Origin of the sequence: Streptococcus himalayensis (assembly GCF_001708305.1) — a bacterium.
GTDB lineage: Bacteria > Bacillota > Bacilli > Lactobacillales > Streptococcaceae > Streptococcus > Streptococcus himalayensis.
On sequence record NZ_CP016953.1, the window covers coordinates 651,739 to 668,291 of the forward strand.

Below are 16,553 nucleotides of genomic sequence, written 5' to 3' on the forward strand. Positions count from 1 at the left end.
TTCTTTTATATACAAGAGAGAGACTGGGACAAACTAGGATGAGCGCGACGCGTTCATCCTAGTTTGTCCCACTCCTTTTTTGGGGGATAAAATGAAGATAAAAAAAGAATATATATCAGCTAGAAATATTGAGAATAATATTGAGTTATCAAACTTACAAACAGGTCAAAAGATTATTGTAAATGAATACACTTATAATGTAATTTTGAAGATGGTTGAAGGTTCTTTTCATTATGAGGGTGCAGATGCTAGTGAAATAAATTTAATTTTAAATTATTTACAGGAAATTAATCTAGTAGAATCTGATTTAAATTATAATCTTCCTCCGGTGATCAAATCAGAGATATTATCAAGTAATGTAAATAATAACACTAATATTATATTTATCGGAGTTCCTTATGATGCTGGTTCTACGGGGACAACTGGCTCTAAAATAGCGCCGGAGTATTTTAGAAAATATTTTTCAGGAGTTTCAAATAGCTATAATAATCTCTTTATGGAAAATTGCGATTATCAATATAAAAGTAATATATTGGGTAGAGTAATAGATATTGGAGATATCCTTTATCTTCCGGGAGAATCTATAATGGATTTTCAGGACAGAGTAAAAGATGTCATATCATTAAATTCAAGTTCAAAAATCCTAGTTATGGGAGGAGATCATTCAATTTCGTGTTCAATAGTTGAATCCTTATCAACTGACTCTAAACAAAATATAGTTTTTGTAAAATTTGATGCCCACTATGATTGTTCTGGAACTTTTAGAAAGCTTCCGTTAAATCATCACAATTATATTGAAAAAATTAGGGAATTTGAAGGAATTAATGAGATTATACATGTTGGAGTCAGAGAGCCAAAACTCCCATTTTATAATATTTGTGATGATAAAGTATTTAACGAATATGATGATTTTAAGGGATATTTTTCAAGAGGTGAGGTCAAAAATATCTATATCTCAATTGATATTGATGTATTGGAGCCATTAAGAAATCCAGGTACCACCTATCAAGTTCCGGAAGGATTTGAAATTGATGATTTACTAAAATATTTAAAGTTATTAAAAAAACATAATATAGTTGGAGCTGACATAGTTGAATACAATCCATTGCTTGATAAAAATAATGTATCGCTTTACAATGTGAAAAAAATTTTTGAAAAATTAGTAGAAATAATGGAGTGTAGTCAATGAAGGCATTAATTATTTTAGATTGTCAAAATGGAATGTTTTCTAGAGGAAATTTTGAAGTTCTAAGAAACAATATTTTGAAATTGCAAAATATTTTTAAATCGAACGGAGACATCATTATTAGCACAAAGCATATTGACAATGATAAAGAAAGTATTATTTATAGTGGAGATATAAGTGGACTTTTGGATGAGCAGCTATCAAAACTTTCCAATTTTATTATTGAAAAAGACTCTCCGAATATCTTCAAAAGTAAAGAATTGAATGATATTTTATTAAATAATCAAATAAATGAAATTGTTATTACAGGTTTCAATGCTGAGTACTGTTGTCTATTTTCTGCAATTATTGCTTCAGATAGAGGTTATAAAGTTACGTATATTGAAGATGCAACCGCAACGGTTAACAATGGTAATACCTATGACATGCAAGATTTAGATATTACTGATTTTGTGGGTTGTATATTGGATTGGTCGGGAGAAGTTGAGGTTTTATATTTTGAAGAGTTCAGCAAAAAAAATTAAATTCTTCTCAGACTTTGTGTGTAAAAAAGAAGGAGAGAATTCTTATATAGTTGGAAGAAGAAATTTAAATCGTTATATTGAAATTTCAGAAGATGCATATGAAATTATTAAATCAATAATGGAATTGGAGAATTTGGAATTAGTTAAGTATAAATTATTCTCTTTCTCTACTGATGAGATAGAAAATTTTATTAGTAAATTAGTTGAATTAAATTTTCTTGAAATATTCAATGGGGAATTGATTACGTCTGAAAATATTAATAAAAGAGGGATTAGTTTTCCATGGATTAGGCAAAGAGTACTGAAACGCATTTTTAACAAAGTGACTATTCTTGTATGGGTACTATATCTAAGTTATGTTTATTTGATTTTGATTCCTCAATTATCAGTTTCTTTGTTAGACTATTCAGATATCTTTTTTTCAAAATCTCTATTCATAACAACTATGACAGTCACAGTATTAGATTTTATTTTAGTAATGTTACATGAATTCAGTCATTTTTTATCAATTAGACTTCTTGGTGGAGAATTAGGTTTTATTGGTATAGGAAGAAGATTCTTTTATTTTGTTTTTGAGACTCGAATTGATAATATTTGGCTATTAGAAAAGCCGAAGCGTATACTAGTTTATTTGTCTGGGATACTTTGTGACATTACACTGTTATCATTTTTTATTTTAGTTGCAAATTTTACTAAAGTTCAGTTGTTTTATAATATATCAAAGGTTACAATACTCCTTCTAGTAGTTGGTATAATTTTTGAATTTAAGTTTTATTTAAAAACTGATTTATATTTTGTTATAGCTGATATTATTGACTCTAGAAACTTAATGACAGACTCGCTTATGTTTATAAAATCTTATTTTAAGCATAAAGGGATCTCGGCTGCATCTAAGTATTATAGTATTCTGATTGGTTTAGGATTAATAATTGAACTTTTTATTCTTGTTAAAGTAGGGATTCCAGCTAGTATATTAGCAGTCGTTCAAACTTATAATAATTTTATAAATGAAGAATGGGATTATTTTTTATCAAATTTAGTTGTTATTCTACTCACATTTATTGAATTACTTATTGTAGGAATAATATTCTTTAAGGAGAAATTAAGTCAATCTAGTAATCTTTAAAACGAATATCACTTGATTTTTTACTTGCTTCGTAATTAACTTTATTATGTCATTTTTGATTCGCAGAAAATCTGGTGAATTTCTCTTATTACTCCAACATTTTTAGAAGAAAGTCCGCCATTTGGGTGGGGCTTTCTTTTTTGCCTCTGGCAATCCACATCTGGCAGACACCGAAAAAGGCATTGGTTAGATAGACATGGCTGTACTCTGTCTCAAGCGGGGAAAGGCACCTGCTACCAAATCGTTCTTGCAGATCCTCAGCCAACATAATCTGCAATTTATGGCGGAGAAAAGTCTGGATTTCCTTAGTACCATTTTCAGTCAATAAGGCGGATAATAGGGCTTCTTGAGCAAGGAATTCAAAAACTTCCAGAATCGCTTGGTACTTGTCTTGGGAGTATTTATCAAAGATATATTCCAACTGGTGGAAGAGCTTTTCTTGGTAATGCTCAATCATATCATACTTATCGCGGTAGTGGGTATAAAAACTACTGCGGCTAATGCCAGCTGTCTCTGTCAGTTGCACAGTGCTAATCTGATTAAAGGAATCATGTTTGAGGAGCTCGACCATGGCCTGCTCGATGATTCGCTTAGTTTTTTGACGTTTGTTACTTTCCATTAGTCTCCCCTTTTACACAAAAATGAACATCGTGTCTAAAATTAATGATTTCTACTTGTGAAATTTTTTAGAATGAGTATAATTCTATTATATCAAATATTTGGACAATATGTGCAAAAAATGCCCTTTTGGGGTAGTCAACTATGAAATGGGAAGCGAAATATGTTTAAAGAGTGGAAAGCAATTTTAAAAAAACCAAGTTTTATCATCATTATGGTGGGAATTTCCTTGATTCCGGCCTTGTATAATGTGATTTTTTTGAGCTCAATGTGGGATCCTTATGGGAAATTATCGGATTTACCCGTAGCGGTTGTGAATCAAGATCAGCCAGCGACCTTTAACGCCCAGACCTTGATGATTGGCGAGGATATGGTTGAGCAGTTGCAGAAAAATGATTCCTTGGATTTTCAGATGGTATCTGCAGAAGAGGCGAGAAAGGGGCTTGAAAAAGGGGATTACTATATGATCGTGACCCTGCCCAATGATTTGTCCGCAAAAGCGGCTAGCATTTTGACAGATCAGCCAGAGGAGATGGTGATTGATTATCAAACATCTAGTGGACATAGTTTTATTGCGAGCAAGATGGGAGATTCCGCGATGGTATCGCTTAAACAGACTGTTGCTAATAATATCACCAACACCTATACGACTTCTTTATTTGACAGTATGGGAAATATTAAAGACGGGCTGGAAAAGGCTGCAGCTGGGAGCGGTCGTCTAGCAGAAGGTGGTAAGACCCTGCAGGCTGGCAATCAGACTATGGAATCTGGTTTGCAGACCTTAGCGGCCTCGACGATGACTTTTTCAGATGGGGCTCATCAATTACATACAGGGCTTGGCACTTATACATTAGGGGTGCAACAATTAGCCACAGGTCTTGATACTTTGTCTGGTGGGATGATGGCTTATACGGACGGTGTGACTACTCTGTCTAGTGGAGTGTCAAGGCTAGCAGGAGGTGTGATGGCCTACACCCAAGGCGTTTCTGAGCTCTCTGCTGGCACCAATCAATTGTCTGATGGGGTCACAGCTTATACGCAAGGGGTGGCAGATTTATCAGCTGGCTTGTTTCCTTATCTGCAAGGAGTGGGAAATCTATCTGGTGGTTTGGAGCAATTTTCTCCAAATCTCTCTCGTTATCTGCAGGGGGTGACAGCGGTCGCTAATGGTGCGAATCAGTTGAGTGCTACCTCTACTAACTTGACTGCTGGTGCCAATCAGCTTGTAGTCGGACTGGAAAGTTTGAAGACCGCAGTAGCAGATGCAGGAATAAAGCCCGAGCAGGCGCAACAGTTGCAGGCTTTAGAAGTAGCTCTGGGTCAGATTCAAGCAAGTCTGAGTCAACCTGTGAGTGCACCTGATGGGAATGGTCTTGAAGCCAGTTTAGCTACAATCGAAAGTCAGGCTGGTGTTATTGCTTCTAGTGCCCATGCAGAGCGTTCAGCCGTTTTAAACAGTGTAACAGCCACCAGTGCTTATCAGCATCTTTCTGAAGAAGAGCAGACCGAATTGAGCGCTGCGGTGCTTGGAACATCTAGCCAGATTGAAGCATCTGCCCAAGCTATTTTGGATTTGACGGGCAGTATCCGTGGACAATTGACTAGCTTATCAAGTAGTGGAGCAAGCCTTAACGTTCAAGAAGCGAGTAGCGTGATTGAACAGACCAGAGGAGCTATTTCAGGAATCGTCGCTAGCACAGACCAGCAAGTAAACCTTCTAGCTGGCTTAGAAAGGGCGACAAAGGGGGCTACTTCCCTTTCGGAAGGCTTGACCACTTACACCCAAGGTGTATCAAGCGTGGCAGATGGTGCTGCGCAGCTTGTGGCGAATCACGAACAGCTCGCCCAAGGGGTTAACCAGTTAGAAATAGGAGCCAAGACCCTTGTCTCAAACAATGATAAATTGGCATCTGGGGCAAACCAGCTAGTAGCGACCAATACTACTTTGAACGCTGGGATGGGAGCCTTGCAGGTAGGTAGCGCCACTCTGGTAGGAAAAAATACAGAAGTTCATAGTGGTCTTGATCAATTAGTGGAAGGCGCTACTCAATTAACCAGCAAAAATGGAGAGCTTTTATCAGGCTTGGGTCAACTAATGACAGGGACAGGCTTATTGAATCAAAATTCTGCTGCTCTCTTATCAGGAGCTACTCAATTAAGCGAGGGGGCGACACAAATTGCAGCAGGTTCAGGGAGCTTGGCTGATGGAAGTCAGCAGTTGGGGACAGGACTTGCTAGTCTTGTGACAGGAGCTGAGCAGTTGCAAACGGGGCTTGATACAGCTGATCAAACCCTCTCCACGGTGACAACTGGTAAAAAGAATGCTGCTATCCTTGCCAATCCTTTGCAAACAAAGAAAACAGATAAGGACCATGTTGGCAAAAATGGGGTGGGCATGGCACCCTATATGATTTCGGTTGCCCTTTTTGTCGCAGCAATCTCGACCAATATGATCTTTAGTACCTTGCCATCTGGTCGTGTACCGAAAAATCGCCTGGAGTGGTTCAAGAGTCGTCTTGAAGTCAATGGCGTCATTGCCCTGATAGCTGGTTTTCTCGTTTATGGAGCGGTGCATTGGATTGGCTTGACTGCCAACCATGAATGGGCAACTCTCTGGTTGATTCTCCTTGCAAGCAGTACCTTTATGGCAGTGGTGACTAGCTTGGTTACGTGGAATAACAGACTGGGTGCCTTTGCGTCCTTGATTTTACTGCTCTTGCAATTGGCGTCAAGCGCGGGAACCTACCCATTGCAGTTGACGGATAAAGTATTTCAGGCTCTCAATCCATGGCTTCCTATCAGTTATTCTGTGGCAGGACTGCGGCAAACCATCTCCATGGGAGGACATATCGGTGGACAGGTTACAGTCTTATGCCTCATGCTGTGCCTAGCGATTGGTTTTGGTCTTGCAATCTATAAACCTCAATCAGGTGAAAAATAAAGAAAAGAGCTCAGGAGAGCTCTTTTGGTTTCATGCTGAAAGATCGGTCGGTAATAGTTTTGCCTATATGTTTACGGAATTCAAACATGAATGGTATTGTCCTTCAGGAGAGATGTTAAGACGAGAGGGCGATTTAAAAAATCTTGGTAGCATGTTAGAGTTGTTTTGATAGGAAAGACTATCTGCCAAAAGTCATACCAACACTGAGTAAACCTCGTCCAAGCTCTTGCTTGCTTTTTGCATAATAAGCGATTTTTTGGTAAAAATTAGCTACTTCTTTGGACAAATGGGTGTTTTTGCGGATATTTTGAACAGCTAGTTGTCGGAGTTCTTCTGCCAAGTAAGGGATGAGCAGGCTCATATCTTTGTTTGGATGGGCTTGGTCCTTAAATCGGCGTAAAATCGCTCGTTCCTCTTCCTTGATAGTGGGATTTAGGATGAGATTGACTATTTCTGTGAGAAGGTCATTATCAGTCATCGTTTCTTTCCTCCACATGTACGGTCAGGGTCTTTGTATCAATGCTTACGGTCGCTCCAATGGTGACTGTAAAGAGGGGCTGAGTATGGGCAAAGTCCATGTCATAGATGACGGGTATGGTCTGTAAGACAGGGTATTTGTCTAGGATGTAAAGGAGAAGTTCTTCGGTCATTTCGCATTCTTTTGGGAAACGCCCGATGAGGACAGCCTTGGGCTCTGGGTAGGCTTGAAGGAGTGCTGCAAGAGCACGGTCAAAGTTGAAATAATCGTCTTCCTCAGCTTCTTCTAAGAGGAGGATGTAGTCCTTGTCTTGTGGTGCATAGGGCGTGCCACGAAGGAGCGAGAAGGTGGACAAATTACCACCGATAGCAGTAGCCTTAGCTTGTCCGTGGTTGTAAACTTTCCATTTGGTTTGATGAAAGGTCATTTCCGCATCCGGCAGATACCAAGCATTGCTCCCCCATTCCTTGCTTGGGGTCAAGTCATAGGAAGTCTGGGTCAGGGCTTTTAGCCAACTTTCTGTCTGATAGTCTTGGAGAGCTTTCATCTTAAAGCTAGAATAGGCTGGTCCCATATAGGTGTGCAGTCCAGTTTTTGCATAAATGGCATTGAGCAGGGCGGTTGTATCAGAATAACCACAGAAAGGCTTAGGATGAGCCTTAATCAGCTCATAATCCAGATAAGGCAACAGTTCATTGCAGTTAAAGCCACCAATCGTGGTTAAAATCATACCCACGCTATCGTCTAAAAAGGCTTCGTGCAAGTCAGCTACACGACTGTCGATACTGGCTGAGTCTAGCATATCATGCTCATCGTAATGGCTTGAAAAGGATACCTGAAATCCAAGCCCTTCTAAACGCTCTTTGGCCGCTCGATTGGCTTCAAATCCACCGATGCTCTCAATGGAAGAAGAGGGACTGACAACGCGAATATGGGCATTTTTAAGCAATTTTTTCATTAGCATACCTCCTTTGATGTTTGTTTAGTATACTCCTTTTTCAGAGGAAATGCAAGGCTTTTCAGGCTGAAACTGTAGAATAGCTATTTTAAAAGTTTTGTATTGAATATTTGCCCTATAAAATGGTAAAATAGGTTAGATATTCTAACAAAAGAGTGACTGAATGATGAAAAAACATCCAATTATTTATAAGTTTTTAGGGCAGACCTTGCTGTATTTCGTGATTTTTCTGGCCCTATTGTACTTTTTTTCCTACCTTGGACAAGGTCAAGGTGGCTTTATTTACAATGAATTTTAGAGGTGTATGGTGAGACAGTTGATGATAAAAGACATGATTGAAACAATTGAACAGTATGCGGCAACTCAGCCTGATTTTCCTGTTTATAATATCTTGGGCGAGGTGCATAGCTACCGTGATTTAAAGCAAGATTCGGATAGCCTTGCGGCAAAGATTGACAGTCTAGGTTTGCCTGAAAAATCTCCTGTCGTGGTCTTTGGTGGACAAGAGTATGAGATGCTAGCAACCTTTGTCGCCTTGACCAAGTCGGGTCATGCCTATATCCCGATTGATAGCCACTCGGCCTTGGAGCGCGTATCTGCGATTGTGGAAGTCGCAGAGCCTAGCTTGATTATTGGGATTGCAGATTTTCCATTAGAAGTAGCGATTCCTCAGCTCAGCCTGTCAGAAGTCACAGCAATTTTTGAAGAGAAAAGACCTTATGAGCTGACCCATTCGGTCAAGGGAGATGATAATTACTATATCATTTTCACATCTGGCACTACTGGTAAGCCAAAGGGGGTGCAAATTTCCCATGACAATCTGCTCAGTTTTACCAACTGGATGATTACCGATAAGGAGTTTGCGACACCAGAAAGACCGCAAATGCTGGCTCAGCCTCCTTATTCTTTTGACTTGTCGGTCATGTATTGGGCACCAACTCTGGCTCTTGGTGGCACTCTTTTTGCATTGCCAAGTAGCATGGCACAGGATTTCAAGAAATTATTTGCAACGATTTTGGAGTTGCCGATTGCGATTTGGACCTCAACCCCTTCTTTTGCTGATTTGGCGATGTTGTCTGAGGACTTCAACGCAGAGAAAATGCCGCAGATTACCCATTTCTACTTTGATGGTGAGGAATTAACGGTGAAGACAGCTCAGAAATTGCGTGATCGTTTCCCAAGTGCGCAGATTATTAATGCGTATGGTCCGACCGAAGCAACAGTAGCCTTATCAGCGGTTGCTGTGACAGACGAGATGTTACAAACCCTTAAACGCTTGCCAATCGGTTATACCAAGGCGGATTCGCCAACCTTTATCATTGATGAAGCAGGCAATAAACTTCAGTTTGGTGAGCAGGGAGAGATTATCGTTTCAGGACCTGCTGTTTCAAAAGGCTACATGAATAATCCTGAAAAAACAGCAGAAGCCTTTTTTGAATTTGAAGGATTACCAGCCTATCATACAGGAGACGTTGGTTCTATGACAGCAGAAGGTCTTCTGCTTTACGGTGGTCGGATGGATTTCCAAATCAAGTTTAATGGCTACCGGATTGAATTAGAAGATGTATCTCAAAATCTCAACAAATCCCAGTATATCAAATCAGCAGTAGCGGTGCCACGCTACAATAAGGACCATAAGGTACAAAATCTCTTGGCCTATGTCATTCTGAAAGAGGGTGTCCGTGAGCAATTTGAACGAGACATTGACATCACGAAGGCCATTAAGGAAGACTTGGAAGACATCATGATGTCGTATATGATGCCGTCGAAATTCCTCTATCGCGAGAGCCTGCCTTTGACCCCAAATGGCAAGATTGACATCAAGGGCTTAATCAGCGAGGTAAACAACCGATGATGGGCTTTGTCAACCAACTTCCGCATTTGGAACCCTACGGAGATCCGCAGTATTTTGTCTATCTGATTGCTGCGGTCTTGCCTATCTTTATCGGTCTCTTTTTTAAGAAGCGTTTTGCCTGGTATGAAGGGGTGGTCAGTCTAGCCTTTATTGTCTTGATGTTGACAGGAACGAGCCTAGCTCAACTTTTTGCCCTCTTCTTTTATGTCATGTGGCAAACTAGCTGGGTTTTCAGCTACAAATGGTATCGAGCGAAAAAAGATAATAAATGGGTCTTTTATCTTCATACGGCACTCGCTGTTTTTCCACTGTTTATGGTCAAGGTAACTCCAGCAATCTCAGGACATCAATCGCTCTTTGGTTTCTTGGGGATTTCCTATCTGACCTTCCGATCAGTCGGGATGATCATTGAATTGCGAGATGGGGTATTGACAGAATTTACGCTGTGGCAATTCGTACGCTTTTTGCTCTTTATGCCAACTTTCTCAAGTGGGCCGATTGACCGTTTCAAGCGGTTTGAAGCGGATTATACTGCAATTCCAGACAAGGATGAGTTACTGGACATGCTAGAAGTTGCAGTGCGTTACATCATGCTTGGCTTTTTATACAAATTCATTTTAGCCCATATTTTTGGGTCCATGATTTTGCCACCACTCAAGCAGTATGCCCTATCCCAAGGTGGCTGGTTTAACCTACCGACCTTAGGAGTGATGTATGCCTTTGGCCTTGACTTATTTTTTGACTTTGCAGGCTACTCTATGTTTGCTATTGCAATTTCTCATCTCATGGGGATTAAAAGTCCAAGAAACTTTGACAAGCCCTTTCTCTCTCGTGACCTCAAGGAATTTTGGAATCGCTGGCATATGAGCTTATCCTTTTGGTTCCGCGATTTTGTCTTTATGCGGCTGGTCATGGTTCTCATGCGCAATAAGGTTTTTAAAAATCGAAATACAACCTCAAGCGTGGCTTACATACTCAATATGCTAGTCATGGGCTTCTGGCATGGAGTGACCTGGTATTATATCGCTTATGGCCTTTTTCATGGTCTTGGTCTAGTAGTCAATGATGCTTGGCTTCGAAAGAAAAAAACGCTCAATAAAGAGCGCAAAAAAGCAGGGCTTGCCCCTCTCCCAGAAAATCGCTTGCTTCAAGCCTTAGGGATTGTGGTGACCTTTCACGTTGTCATGTTGTCATTTTTAATCTTTTCTGGATTTTTAAATGACCTGTGGTTTAAGAAATAAAAGGAGTTTACAATGGATATTAAAGCAGAAGTCATCGAAATTATTGATGAATTATTTATGGAAGATGTGTCAGATATGATGGATGAGGACTTGTTTGATGCAGGTGTCTTGGATAGTATGGGAACCGTTGAATTGATTGTCGAGATTGAAGCTCGCTTTGATATTCGTGTTCCAGTATCTGAATTTGGCCGTGATGATTGGAATACGGCAAACAAGATAATCGACGGCATTACGGAGTTACGAAATGCTTAAACGCTTATGGCTCATTTTAGGCCCGGTCTTTTGTGCAGCCTTGCTGGTTGTCTTGTTATTGGTTTTTTATCCGACCCATCTTCGTCACAATTTTGAGCTTGAAAAACGCTCGGCAGTCACCCTAACGGCTCGGAGTTTCAAAGGACGGACCCAGAAAGTCCGTGCCTTGACGGATCCTGACCACCGCTTTGTTCCTTTTTTTGGCTCCAGCGAATGGCTGCGTTTTGATAGCATGCATCCGTCTGTTTTAGCTGAAAAATATGACCGTCCTTATCGTCCTTATTTGTTGGGACAACGTGGCGCGGCCTCTTTGAACCAATACTTTGGGATGCAACAAATGTTGCCAGAACTGGAAGGCAAGACCGTCGTCTATGTGGTCTCTCCTCAGTGGTTTACCAAGAAAGGCTATGACTCTAGTGCCTTTCAGCAGTATTTTAATAGCGACCAGTTGACGAGTTTTTTGAGCCAGCAAGCAGGAGATGAGGCGGCTCGGTATGCAGCAGAGCGCCTCCTAGAACTCTATCCTACGGTAGCGATGAAAGGCAATCTGGAAAAGCTGGCTAAGGGAGAGTTTCCTAATCTCCTTGATCAGCAGTGCATCTCGCTCATGGAGCGAATCAATAAACGGCAGGATTTATTTTTCAGTCAGCTCACCTCAGAAAATAGTGATCATTTTGAGAAAAAGATTTTACCAGAAATAAATCAGTTGCCGACGACCTTTTCGTATGAAGAATTGGAAAAGGTAGCGATGAAAGAAGCTAGAGAACACACAAAAACCAATGATTTTGGGATTGAGGATCGCTTTTATAAAAAACGCTTGAATAAAAAACTTAAAAAATTCAAGGGATTTCAAAAGAAGCTATCTTATATCCAGTCGCCAGAATACAATGACTTGCAGTTGGTGCTGCATCAATTTGCCACATCTAAGACCAATGCTCTCTTTGTCATTCCACCAGTCAATGAAAAATGGATGGAGCATACAGGGCTGGATAAGAACATGTACCAAAAGACGGTCGAAAAGATTAAGTACCAGCTGGAGAGCCAAGGCTTTACCAATATTGCAGACTTTTCAAAAGATGGGGGAAAACCCTACTTTATGGAAGATACCATTCACATGGGGTGGCTTGGTTGGTTAGAGTTTGACAAGGTGGTAGATCCTTTTGTGAGAAATCCCAAACCAGCTCCGAACTATCAGATTAACCCTGCTTTTTTCAGCAAGGAATGGGCCGATTACAAGGGCGATGTTAGGAAATTTTCGGTAAAGTAAATAATTGAGAGAAAATCGAGAAATCTATAAAGGAATTGAGGCTGAGACAAAAGTGTCCAGCCTCGTTTCTTTTATAGTTTTACAGTTTGACGCATATCCATCGTCAGGGGAGTGACGATGGATACCTGAGCCCAGAAATCAAAAAGCGAGGTTTGCCTGTTTTGTAAAACGTTGCTCAATCAACAGTCTAATAGAAGAGGCTAACGAACAGTTCTTCGCTAGCCCCTATTTCCAAGCTTTCACAACCCTCCATTGTGAGAGCTAGTTAACATGCGGGGTAGGAGTGGAGCGGGTACGATGAAACCTGAACAACAATTAGGGGTTGGTAATTATGCACTAGCCAGTCATCATATCTTTGAGGGCGGTGACATTGCAAGACGGATATTATTTTCACCTCTCGTGAATGCTAAGGAAGGACAGATGATCTATCTGACGGATAAGACCAATATTTACGTCTATAAAATTACGAGCATACAAACCGTCAATCCCTCACAATCTGAGGTAATGGACGACAATCCGGATGGTAGTGCGGAAGTGACTTTAGTGACTTGCACGGACGCTGAGGCTTCAGGACGGTTGATCGTAAAAGGTGTACTAACGGAAAACGTGAGATACGAGGGATCACCCTATCAGGCGCACTTTGAAACGGCATACACTCGTGTAGAGTTACAGGAATAAAACAAAAAGAACTACATTAAGTTTGTAGTTCTTTTATCATTGTTTTAATTATTTGTAAATCCAATGGACATCATACTAATAAGGGCAACGTTGTCATCACTTTGACGTTCCAAAGAATGCGCACCACCCCATGAGTTAACTGCGAAGTGGAAAGTTTTACCTTCTTGGTCGGCCATCATTGCACGATAATGACCTTTAGATGCTTTCCAACTTTCAAACATACTTTTCGCTAGCCAACGTTCGTTTAAAATTTGAAATACACTTACATCGCCGAGGTAATTTAAAGCGTTTTCATTTACGAAGTCAAACATAGCACGTTCGTCTTTTGAATACACGGTGTGGAAACCACTACCATCCGGACGTTTGTGTTTACCACTTACATCAGCACCATAACGACTTGAACCATAGTGTGCCATTTCCTTCGAACGTTGAGTTGCGGATTTTTGGAGCACACTATTCTTACCATCGTAGACGGCTTTGGAAAGACCTTTACTTTCACGTTCAGCATTCAACAACTTGAGGAATTCTTCATTCAACTTATCAAGATCAATGTATTTCATCAATTTGTCAAGCTGCTCCTGTGAAAGGTTATTGGCGCTAGCATAATCCATTGCATAAGGGTTTTTACCATCGACATCCGCATTAGGGTCCAAACCTAGACGAATTTTTTCCTTTTCATCAAGTGACAGTTGTGCGAAGGTTAGGGCAGACTTAGGAAGTCCTTTATACCATGGAAGGTCGCGGCCAATCGCCACGTCATCGTCATTCAACAATACAGAAGAGCTAACAGGTGCCGCAGAACGAGTGTTCACGGCTGGAGCCACTGGTTGTACAGGCGTTGTCACTGCTGGTTCCACAGGAGCTGGAGCTGGTGTAACTACCGGACGTTTCTTCGTACCTTTGTAGATGATGGTGTTTTTCGCTTCCACACGTTCTACGACACGACGAGAAACTTCCGTTTTTTGACCGGTCAAGCCACTCACATTGTACGTCACTTCGTAAACCACGTAACCATCTTTACCTTCTTCCGTACGAGTTTCACCTTCAAACAAGTTATTATCAAAAGATGTCACCGTACCATGTGAGATGTGGTCCGTGATACGACGTGTTTCCGTGGTATCTTTTGGAGCTTCAAAGCTACCAATTGCCACGATTTTCGCCACGGCTGGTCGGCTACTTACCTGTTTACGGTTGATTTCCTTACGAACACCCGTCTTAAGGTCAACTTCAGAGGTTACTTCGTAAACATCCTCGCCATCCTTACCATTTTGAATGACCTTCATCTGACCTTTTGGAAGGGTCACATCATTGATAGTCGTTGTTTCAAATGGTGTAGTGCTCGTTACACGGTTCGTAACGATCTGGATGCGTTTCTTCGTACCGTATTTCACGACCTTGTTGACAAGGCTATTATCCGCTTGTTCATCAACCTTAAGACGAGAAATTTCATCCCCCTTGTAGTTGTAGTTAACGACAAACTTAACGGTTAGAACACCATCTTTACCGTCAACGGCAACAACTTCATCACCTTCAAAGAGTGTGTCATCGGCTTCACGAATAGTGCTAAATGGAATTGGTTCTTTTTCGAAAACGTCACGACTTGACACAATCTTCATTGGGTCTTTTTCATCAATTTTAGATGCTGACGGTTTATCATTTGGTTCAAGTGGTACATTAACTTTAGGTGCTAATGGTTCACTAGGAACAGTCGGTTCAACTGGTTTAGGTAATCTATCAGGATCATTTGGTTCTGCATGAGATGGACTATAGACATAAGTTGGCTCATTATAAATCGGCACGTCAACTTTAGGTTTGTCAAAGATGTTATCACCATACTCGTCGATATGTGCGGGTTCAATTTTCATGACGCCATTAGCATACACACGAGCCATTGATTCCGAGCGAGCGCGGTCAACACCTGCACTTGGCATCGTGTAGTTTACGTTTAAAAGATAATGGGGTTTTAGCATATTCAGCACAGTTGTTTTTGGTGCCACTGCAGTTAGCTCATCAACGATGGCTTTCACACCACGGCTTTGTATGGCCGCTTTAGCACGCTCTGCCTTTTGTTCTTCCGTGATATTTTTCCAATCGCCGTCTTGCTCTTGAAGGACGGTCACGGATTTGTCCCCATTTTGGAAGGCGAGGATTTTATTTTCCGCATCGATATACAGCTGATGACCAGCGACAATCGCATGTGCATCGCCGATGTTATTGATGGATTGGAGGGCTTCTACAGAAATCCCAGAAGCAGCTGAAATGGCAGAAAGGGTATCTCCCCATTTAACCGTGTACATGTGGTTGGCAGCGACTTCTTTTTCCAAGTCTGCGCGAATCTCCGTCACCGAGCGAGCAGTCCACTCCTCTGCATGGACTTCTTCAGCAGAAGCAAAAGCAGCACCCCCCAAGGCAGCGATCATCGCTCCGACAAAGAGGAGTTTCCCTGTTCGTGTTTTACGAATCTTATAAATCGTGTTTCTCATATCTTTCCTTTCTTTTTTCACATTCGATTACCGACATAGACATTTCTATAGACACTAGCTCATTTTCTCTCCCGCCTCCTTTCCTTCATTCTTGTGAACAAATCACAAACGTTCCATTAAACGTTCGTTATTTGGAACACCTATAAATACAAAAAATCCACCCCTTCAATGCCTGATAGCACTGATGGGATGGCTTCTACTTATCTTATTTTTAGGCTGTTTCGACAGACGAACGTTTATCGAAACATCTCAACACCAATATTTTACCATAAAAAGATGGAAAATCAAGTTATTTTCATTGTTTTTTTGATTTCAACTCCACTTGATTGCGACAGATGACATTGTAAATCGTAGAGGTCGAAACCTGTACTTTTTTAGCAATAGCGCGGACGGAGAGCTCGTTTGCTTGGTAGAGGGCTATGATTTGTTCCTCTTTTTCCTTGCCAATGCCTTTATTGCCCAGCTTGACCCCTTTTTCACGCGCCTTTTGCAGCCCCTCCTTGGTTCGCATGCAGATATTTTCCAGCTCCATCTCTGCCACATAGCCCAAAAGGATACAAAGGAGCTTGCCTGTCGGGCTGGTCGTTTCGATATTTTCTTTGACGCTAATCAGAGAAATGCCATATCGATTGAAGTCTTCAATCATCGCAAGCAGCGTCAGCATCTTTCGAGTTAGCCGATCCAGCTTATAAATCATGAAGCTGACCTCTACGCCTGATTGACTGAGTTCCTTGGCAAGAGTGAGGGCTTCTTGGAGCTGGGGTCTATCATCGTCACTTCCAGACTGCTTTTCATAAAAGACCTTGTCACAGCTCTCTAGGGCCGAGCGTTGCACTTCCAGTCCCAATTCCTGCCGATTATCCATTGAACTTACACGTGCATATCCAATTCTTATCTTATCCATGTTATGGCCTCCTTGATATTCTCATCTATAGTGTAGAGGATT

At 41.0% G+C, this 16,553-nt stretch carries 15 protein-coding genes; 10 read left to right on the top strand and 5 right to left on the bottom strand.

Going from position 1 to position 16,553, the window contains the following annotated elements; genetic code table 11:
* Nucleotides 1-91 precede the first annotated feature (91 nt).
* From BFM96_RS03225 to BFM96_RS03235, 3 genes are read left to right on the top strand one after another with little or no spacing between them, the layout of a single operon-like run.
* A complete protein-coding gene (locus tag BFM96_RS03225; RefSeq protein ID WP_068990242.1) occupies nt 92-1,189 on the top strand; it encodes an arginase family protein in 1,098 nt (365 codons plus the stop codon).
* Nucleotides 1,186-1,710, top strand: a complete 525-nt coding sequence (locus BFM96_RS03230; RefSeq protein ID WP_068990245.1) for an isochorismatase family cysteine hydrolase — start codon at nt 1,186-1,188, stop codon at nt 1,708-1,710. The genes BFM96_RS03225 and BFM96_RS03230 overlap by 4 nt, the downstream gene beginning before the upstream one ends.
* A complete protein-coding gene (locus tag BFM96_RS03235) occupies nt 1,685-2,836 on the top strand; it encodes a hypothetical protein (protein ID WP_068990246.1) in 1,152 nt (383 codons plus the stop codon). The genes BFM96_RS03230 and BFM96_RS03235 overlap by 26 nt, the downstream gene beginning before the upstream one ends.
* Before the next feature lie 88 nt (nt 2,837-2,924).
* Here BFM96_RS03235 and BFM96_RS03240 read toward each other — a convergent pair whose 3' ends face one another.
* Nucleotides 2,925-3,455: a TetR/AcrR family transcriptional regulator gene (locus BFM96_RS03240; RefSeq protein WP_068990248.1), complete on the bottom strand. Its 531-nt coding sequence runs from the start codon at nt 3,453-3,455 to the stop codon at nt 2,925-2,927.
* 162 nt (nt 3,456-3,617) lie between these two features.
* Between BFM96_RS03240 and BFM96_RS03245 the strand changes: the two genes are divergently transcribed.
* Nucleotides 3,618-6,395 (top strand): YhgE/Pip family protein, encoded by a 2,778-nt coding sequence (locus tag BFM96_RS03245; protein WP_068990252.1) that lies wholly within the window; start codon nt 3,618-3,620, stop codon nt 6,393-6,395.
* Nucleotides 6,396-6,573: 178 nt separating this feature from the next.
* Here BFM96_RS03245 and BFM96_RS03250 read toward each other — a convergent pair whose 3' ends face one another.
* Both BFM96_RS03250 and BFM96_RS03255 read right to left on the bottom strand, forming a co-directional pair.
* Nucleotides 6,574-6,873: a bacteriocin immunity protein gene (locus BFM96_RS03250; protein ID WP_068990256.1), complete on the bottom strand. Its 300-nt coding sequence runs from the start codon at nt 6,871-6,873 to the stop codon at nt 6,574-6,576.
* On the bottom strand, nt 6,866-7,831 hold the full coding sequence (locus BFM96_RS03255; RefSeq protein WP_068990259.1) for a S66 family peptidase: 966 nt from the start codon (nt 7,829-7,831) through the stop codon (nt 6,866-6,868). The genes BFM96_RS03250 and BFM96_RS03255 overlap by 8 nt, the downstream gene beginning before the upstream one ends.
* 166 nt (nt 7,832-7,997) lie before the next feature.
* On the opposite strand from BFM96_RS03255, the gene BFM96_RS03260 reads away from it, so the two are divergent.
* From BFM96_RS03260 to BFM96_RS03285, 6 genes are all read left to right on the top strand, one after another.
* Nucleotides 7,998-8,129, top strand: coding sequence for a teichoic acid D-Ala incorporation-associated protein DltX (locus BFM96_RS03260; RefSeq protein WP_068994135.1), 132 nt, complete (start codon nt 7,998-8,000; stop codon nt 8,127-8,129).
* A 21-nt stretch (nt 8,130-8,150) separates the two neighbouring features.
* Entirely contained in the window at nt 8,151-9,686 is a 1,536-nt protein-coding gene (gene dltA / locus BFM96_RS03265; RefSeq protein WP_068994138.1) for a D-alanine--poly(phosphoribitol) ligase subunit DltA, read from the top strand.
* Nucleotides 9,683-10,927, top strand: a complete 1,245-nt coding sequence (dltB, locus tag BFM96_RS03270; RefSeq protein ID WP_068990260.1) for a D-alanyl-lipoteichoic acid biosynthesis protein DltB — start codon at nt 9,683-9,685, stop codon at nt 10,925-10,927. Before dltA ends, dltB begins: the two co-directional genes overlap by 4 nt.
* A 12-nt stretch (nt 10,928-10,939) precedes the next feature.
* Nucleotides 10,940-11,179, top strand: coding sequence for a D-alanine--poly(phosphoribitol) ligase subunit DltC (gene dltC / locus BFM96_RS03275; protein WP_067087969.1), 240 nt, complete (start codon nt 10,940-10,942; stop codon nt 11,177-11,179).
* On the top strand, nt 11,172-12,446 hold the full coding sequence (gene dltD, locus BFM96_RS03280; protein WP_068990263.1) for a D-alanyl-lipoteichoic acid biosynthesis protein DltD: 1,275 nt from the start codon (nt 11,172-11,174) through the stop codon (nt 12,444-12,446). The genes dltC and dltD overlap by 8 nt, the downstream gene beginning before the upstream one ends.
* A gap of 297 nt (nt 12,447-12,743) precedes the next feature.
* Entirely contained in the window at nt 12,744-13,124 is a 381-nt protein-coding gene (locus BFM96_RS03285) for a class A sortase (protein WP_068990265.1), read from the top strand.
* 44 nt (nt 13,125-13,168) lie between these two features.
* On the opposite strand, the gene BFM96_RS03290 is transcribed toward BFM96_RS03285, so the two are convergent.
* Together BFM96_RS03290 and BFM96_RS03295 are read right to left on the bottom strand one after the other, a co-directional pair.
* Nucleotides 13,169-15,607 carry a G5 domain-containing protein gene (locus BFM96_RS03290; RefSeq protein ID WP_068990267.1) on the bottom strand — a complete coding sequence of 813 codons (2,439 nt, stop codon included), beginning with the start codon at nt 15,605-15,607 and terminating at the stop codon, nt 13,169-13,171.
* Nucleotides 15,608-15,902: 295 nt separating this feature from the next.
* Nucleotides 15,903-16,511 (bottom strand): recombinase family protein, encoded by a 609-nt coding sequence (locus BFM96_RS03295; protein ID WP_068990270.1) that lies wholly within the window; start codon nt 16,509-16,511, stop codon nt 15,903-15,905.
* Between the last annotated feature and the right edge of the window lie 42 nt (nt 16,512-16,553).

What these genes read in the sequence shown, in the direction of transcription:
- BFM96_RS03255 (WP_068990259.1), bottom strand. Translation starts at nt 7,831, where the DNA reads ATGAAAAAATTGCTTAAAAATGCCCATATTCGCGTTGTCAGTCCCTCT.
- BFM96_RS03260 (WP_068994135.1), top strand. Translation starts at nt 7,998, where the DNA reads ATGAAAAAACATCCAATTATTTATAAGTTTTTAGGGCAGACCTTGCTG.
- dltB (WP_068990260.1), top strand. Translation starts at nt 9,683, where the DNA reads ATGATGGGCTTTGTCAACCAACTTCCGCATTTGGAACCCTACGGAGAT.
- dltC (WP_067087969.1), top strand. Translation starts at nt 10,940, where the DNA reads ATGGATATTAAAGCAGAAGTCATCGAAATTATTGATGAATTATTTATG.
- BFM96_RS03290 (WP_068990267.1), bottom strand. Translation starts at nt 15,607, where the DNA reads ATGAGAAACACGATTTATAAGATTCGTAAAACACGAACAGGGAAACTC.
- BFM96_RS03245 (WP_068990252.1), top strand. Translation starts at nt 3,618, where the DNA reads ATGTTTAAAGAGTGGAAAGCAATTTTAAAAAAACCAAGTTTTATCATC.
- BFM96_RS03295 (WP_068990270.1), bottom strand. Translation starts at nt 16,511, where the DNA reads ATGGATAAGATAAGAATTGGATATGCACGTGTAAGTTCAATGGATAAT.
- BFM96_RS03250 (WP_068990256.1), bottom strand. Translation starts at nt 6,873, where the DNA reads ATGACTGATAATGACCTTCTCACAGAAATAGTCAATCTCATCCTAAAT.
- BFM96_RS03225 (WP_068990242.1), top strand. Translation starts at nt 92, where the DNA reads ATGAAGATAAAAAAAGAATATATATCAGCTAGAAATATTGAGAATAAT.
- BFM96_RS03285 (WP_068990265.1), top strand. Translation starts at nt 12,744, where the DNA reads ATGAAACCTGAACAACAATTAGGGGTTGGTAATTATGCACTAGCCAGT.
- BFM96_RS03230 (WP_068990245.1), top strand. Translation starts at nt 1,186, where the DNA reads ATGAAGGCATTAATTATTTTAGATTGTCAAAATGGAATGTTTTCTAGA.
- dltD (WP_068990263.1), top strand. Translation starts at nt 11,172, where the DNA reads ATGCTTAAACGCTTATGGCTCATTTTAGGCCCGGTCTTTTGTGCAGCC.
- BFM96_RS03240 (WP_068990248.1), bottom strand. Translation starts at nt 3,455, where the DNA reads ATGGAAAGTAACAAACGTCAAAAAACTAAGCGAATCATCGAGCAGGCC.
- dltA (WP_068994138.1), top strand. Translation starts at nt 8,151, where the DNA reads ATGATAAAAGACATGATTGAAACAATTGAACAGTATGCGGCAACTCAG.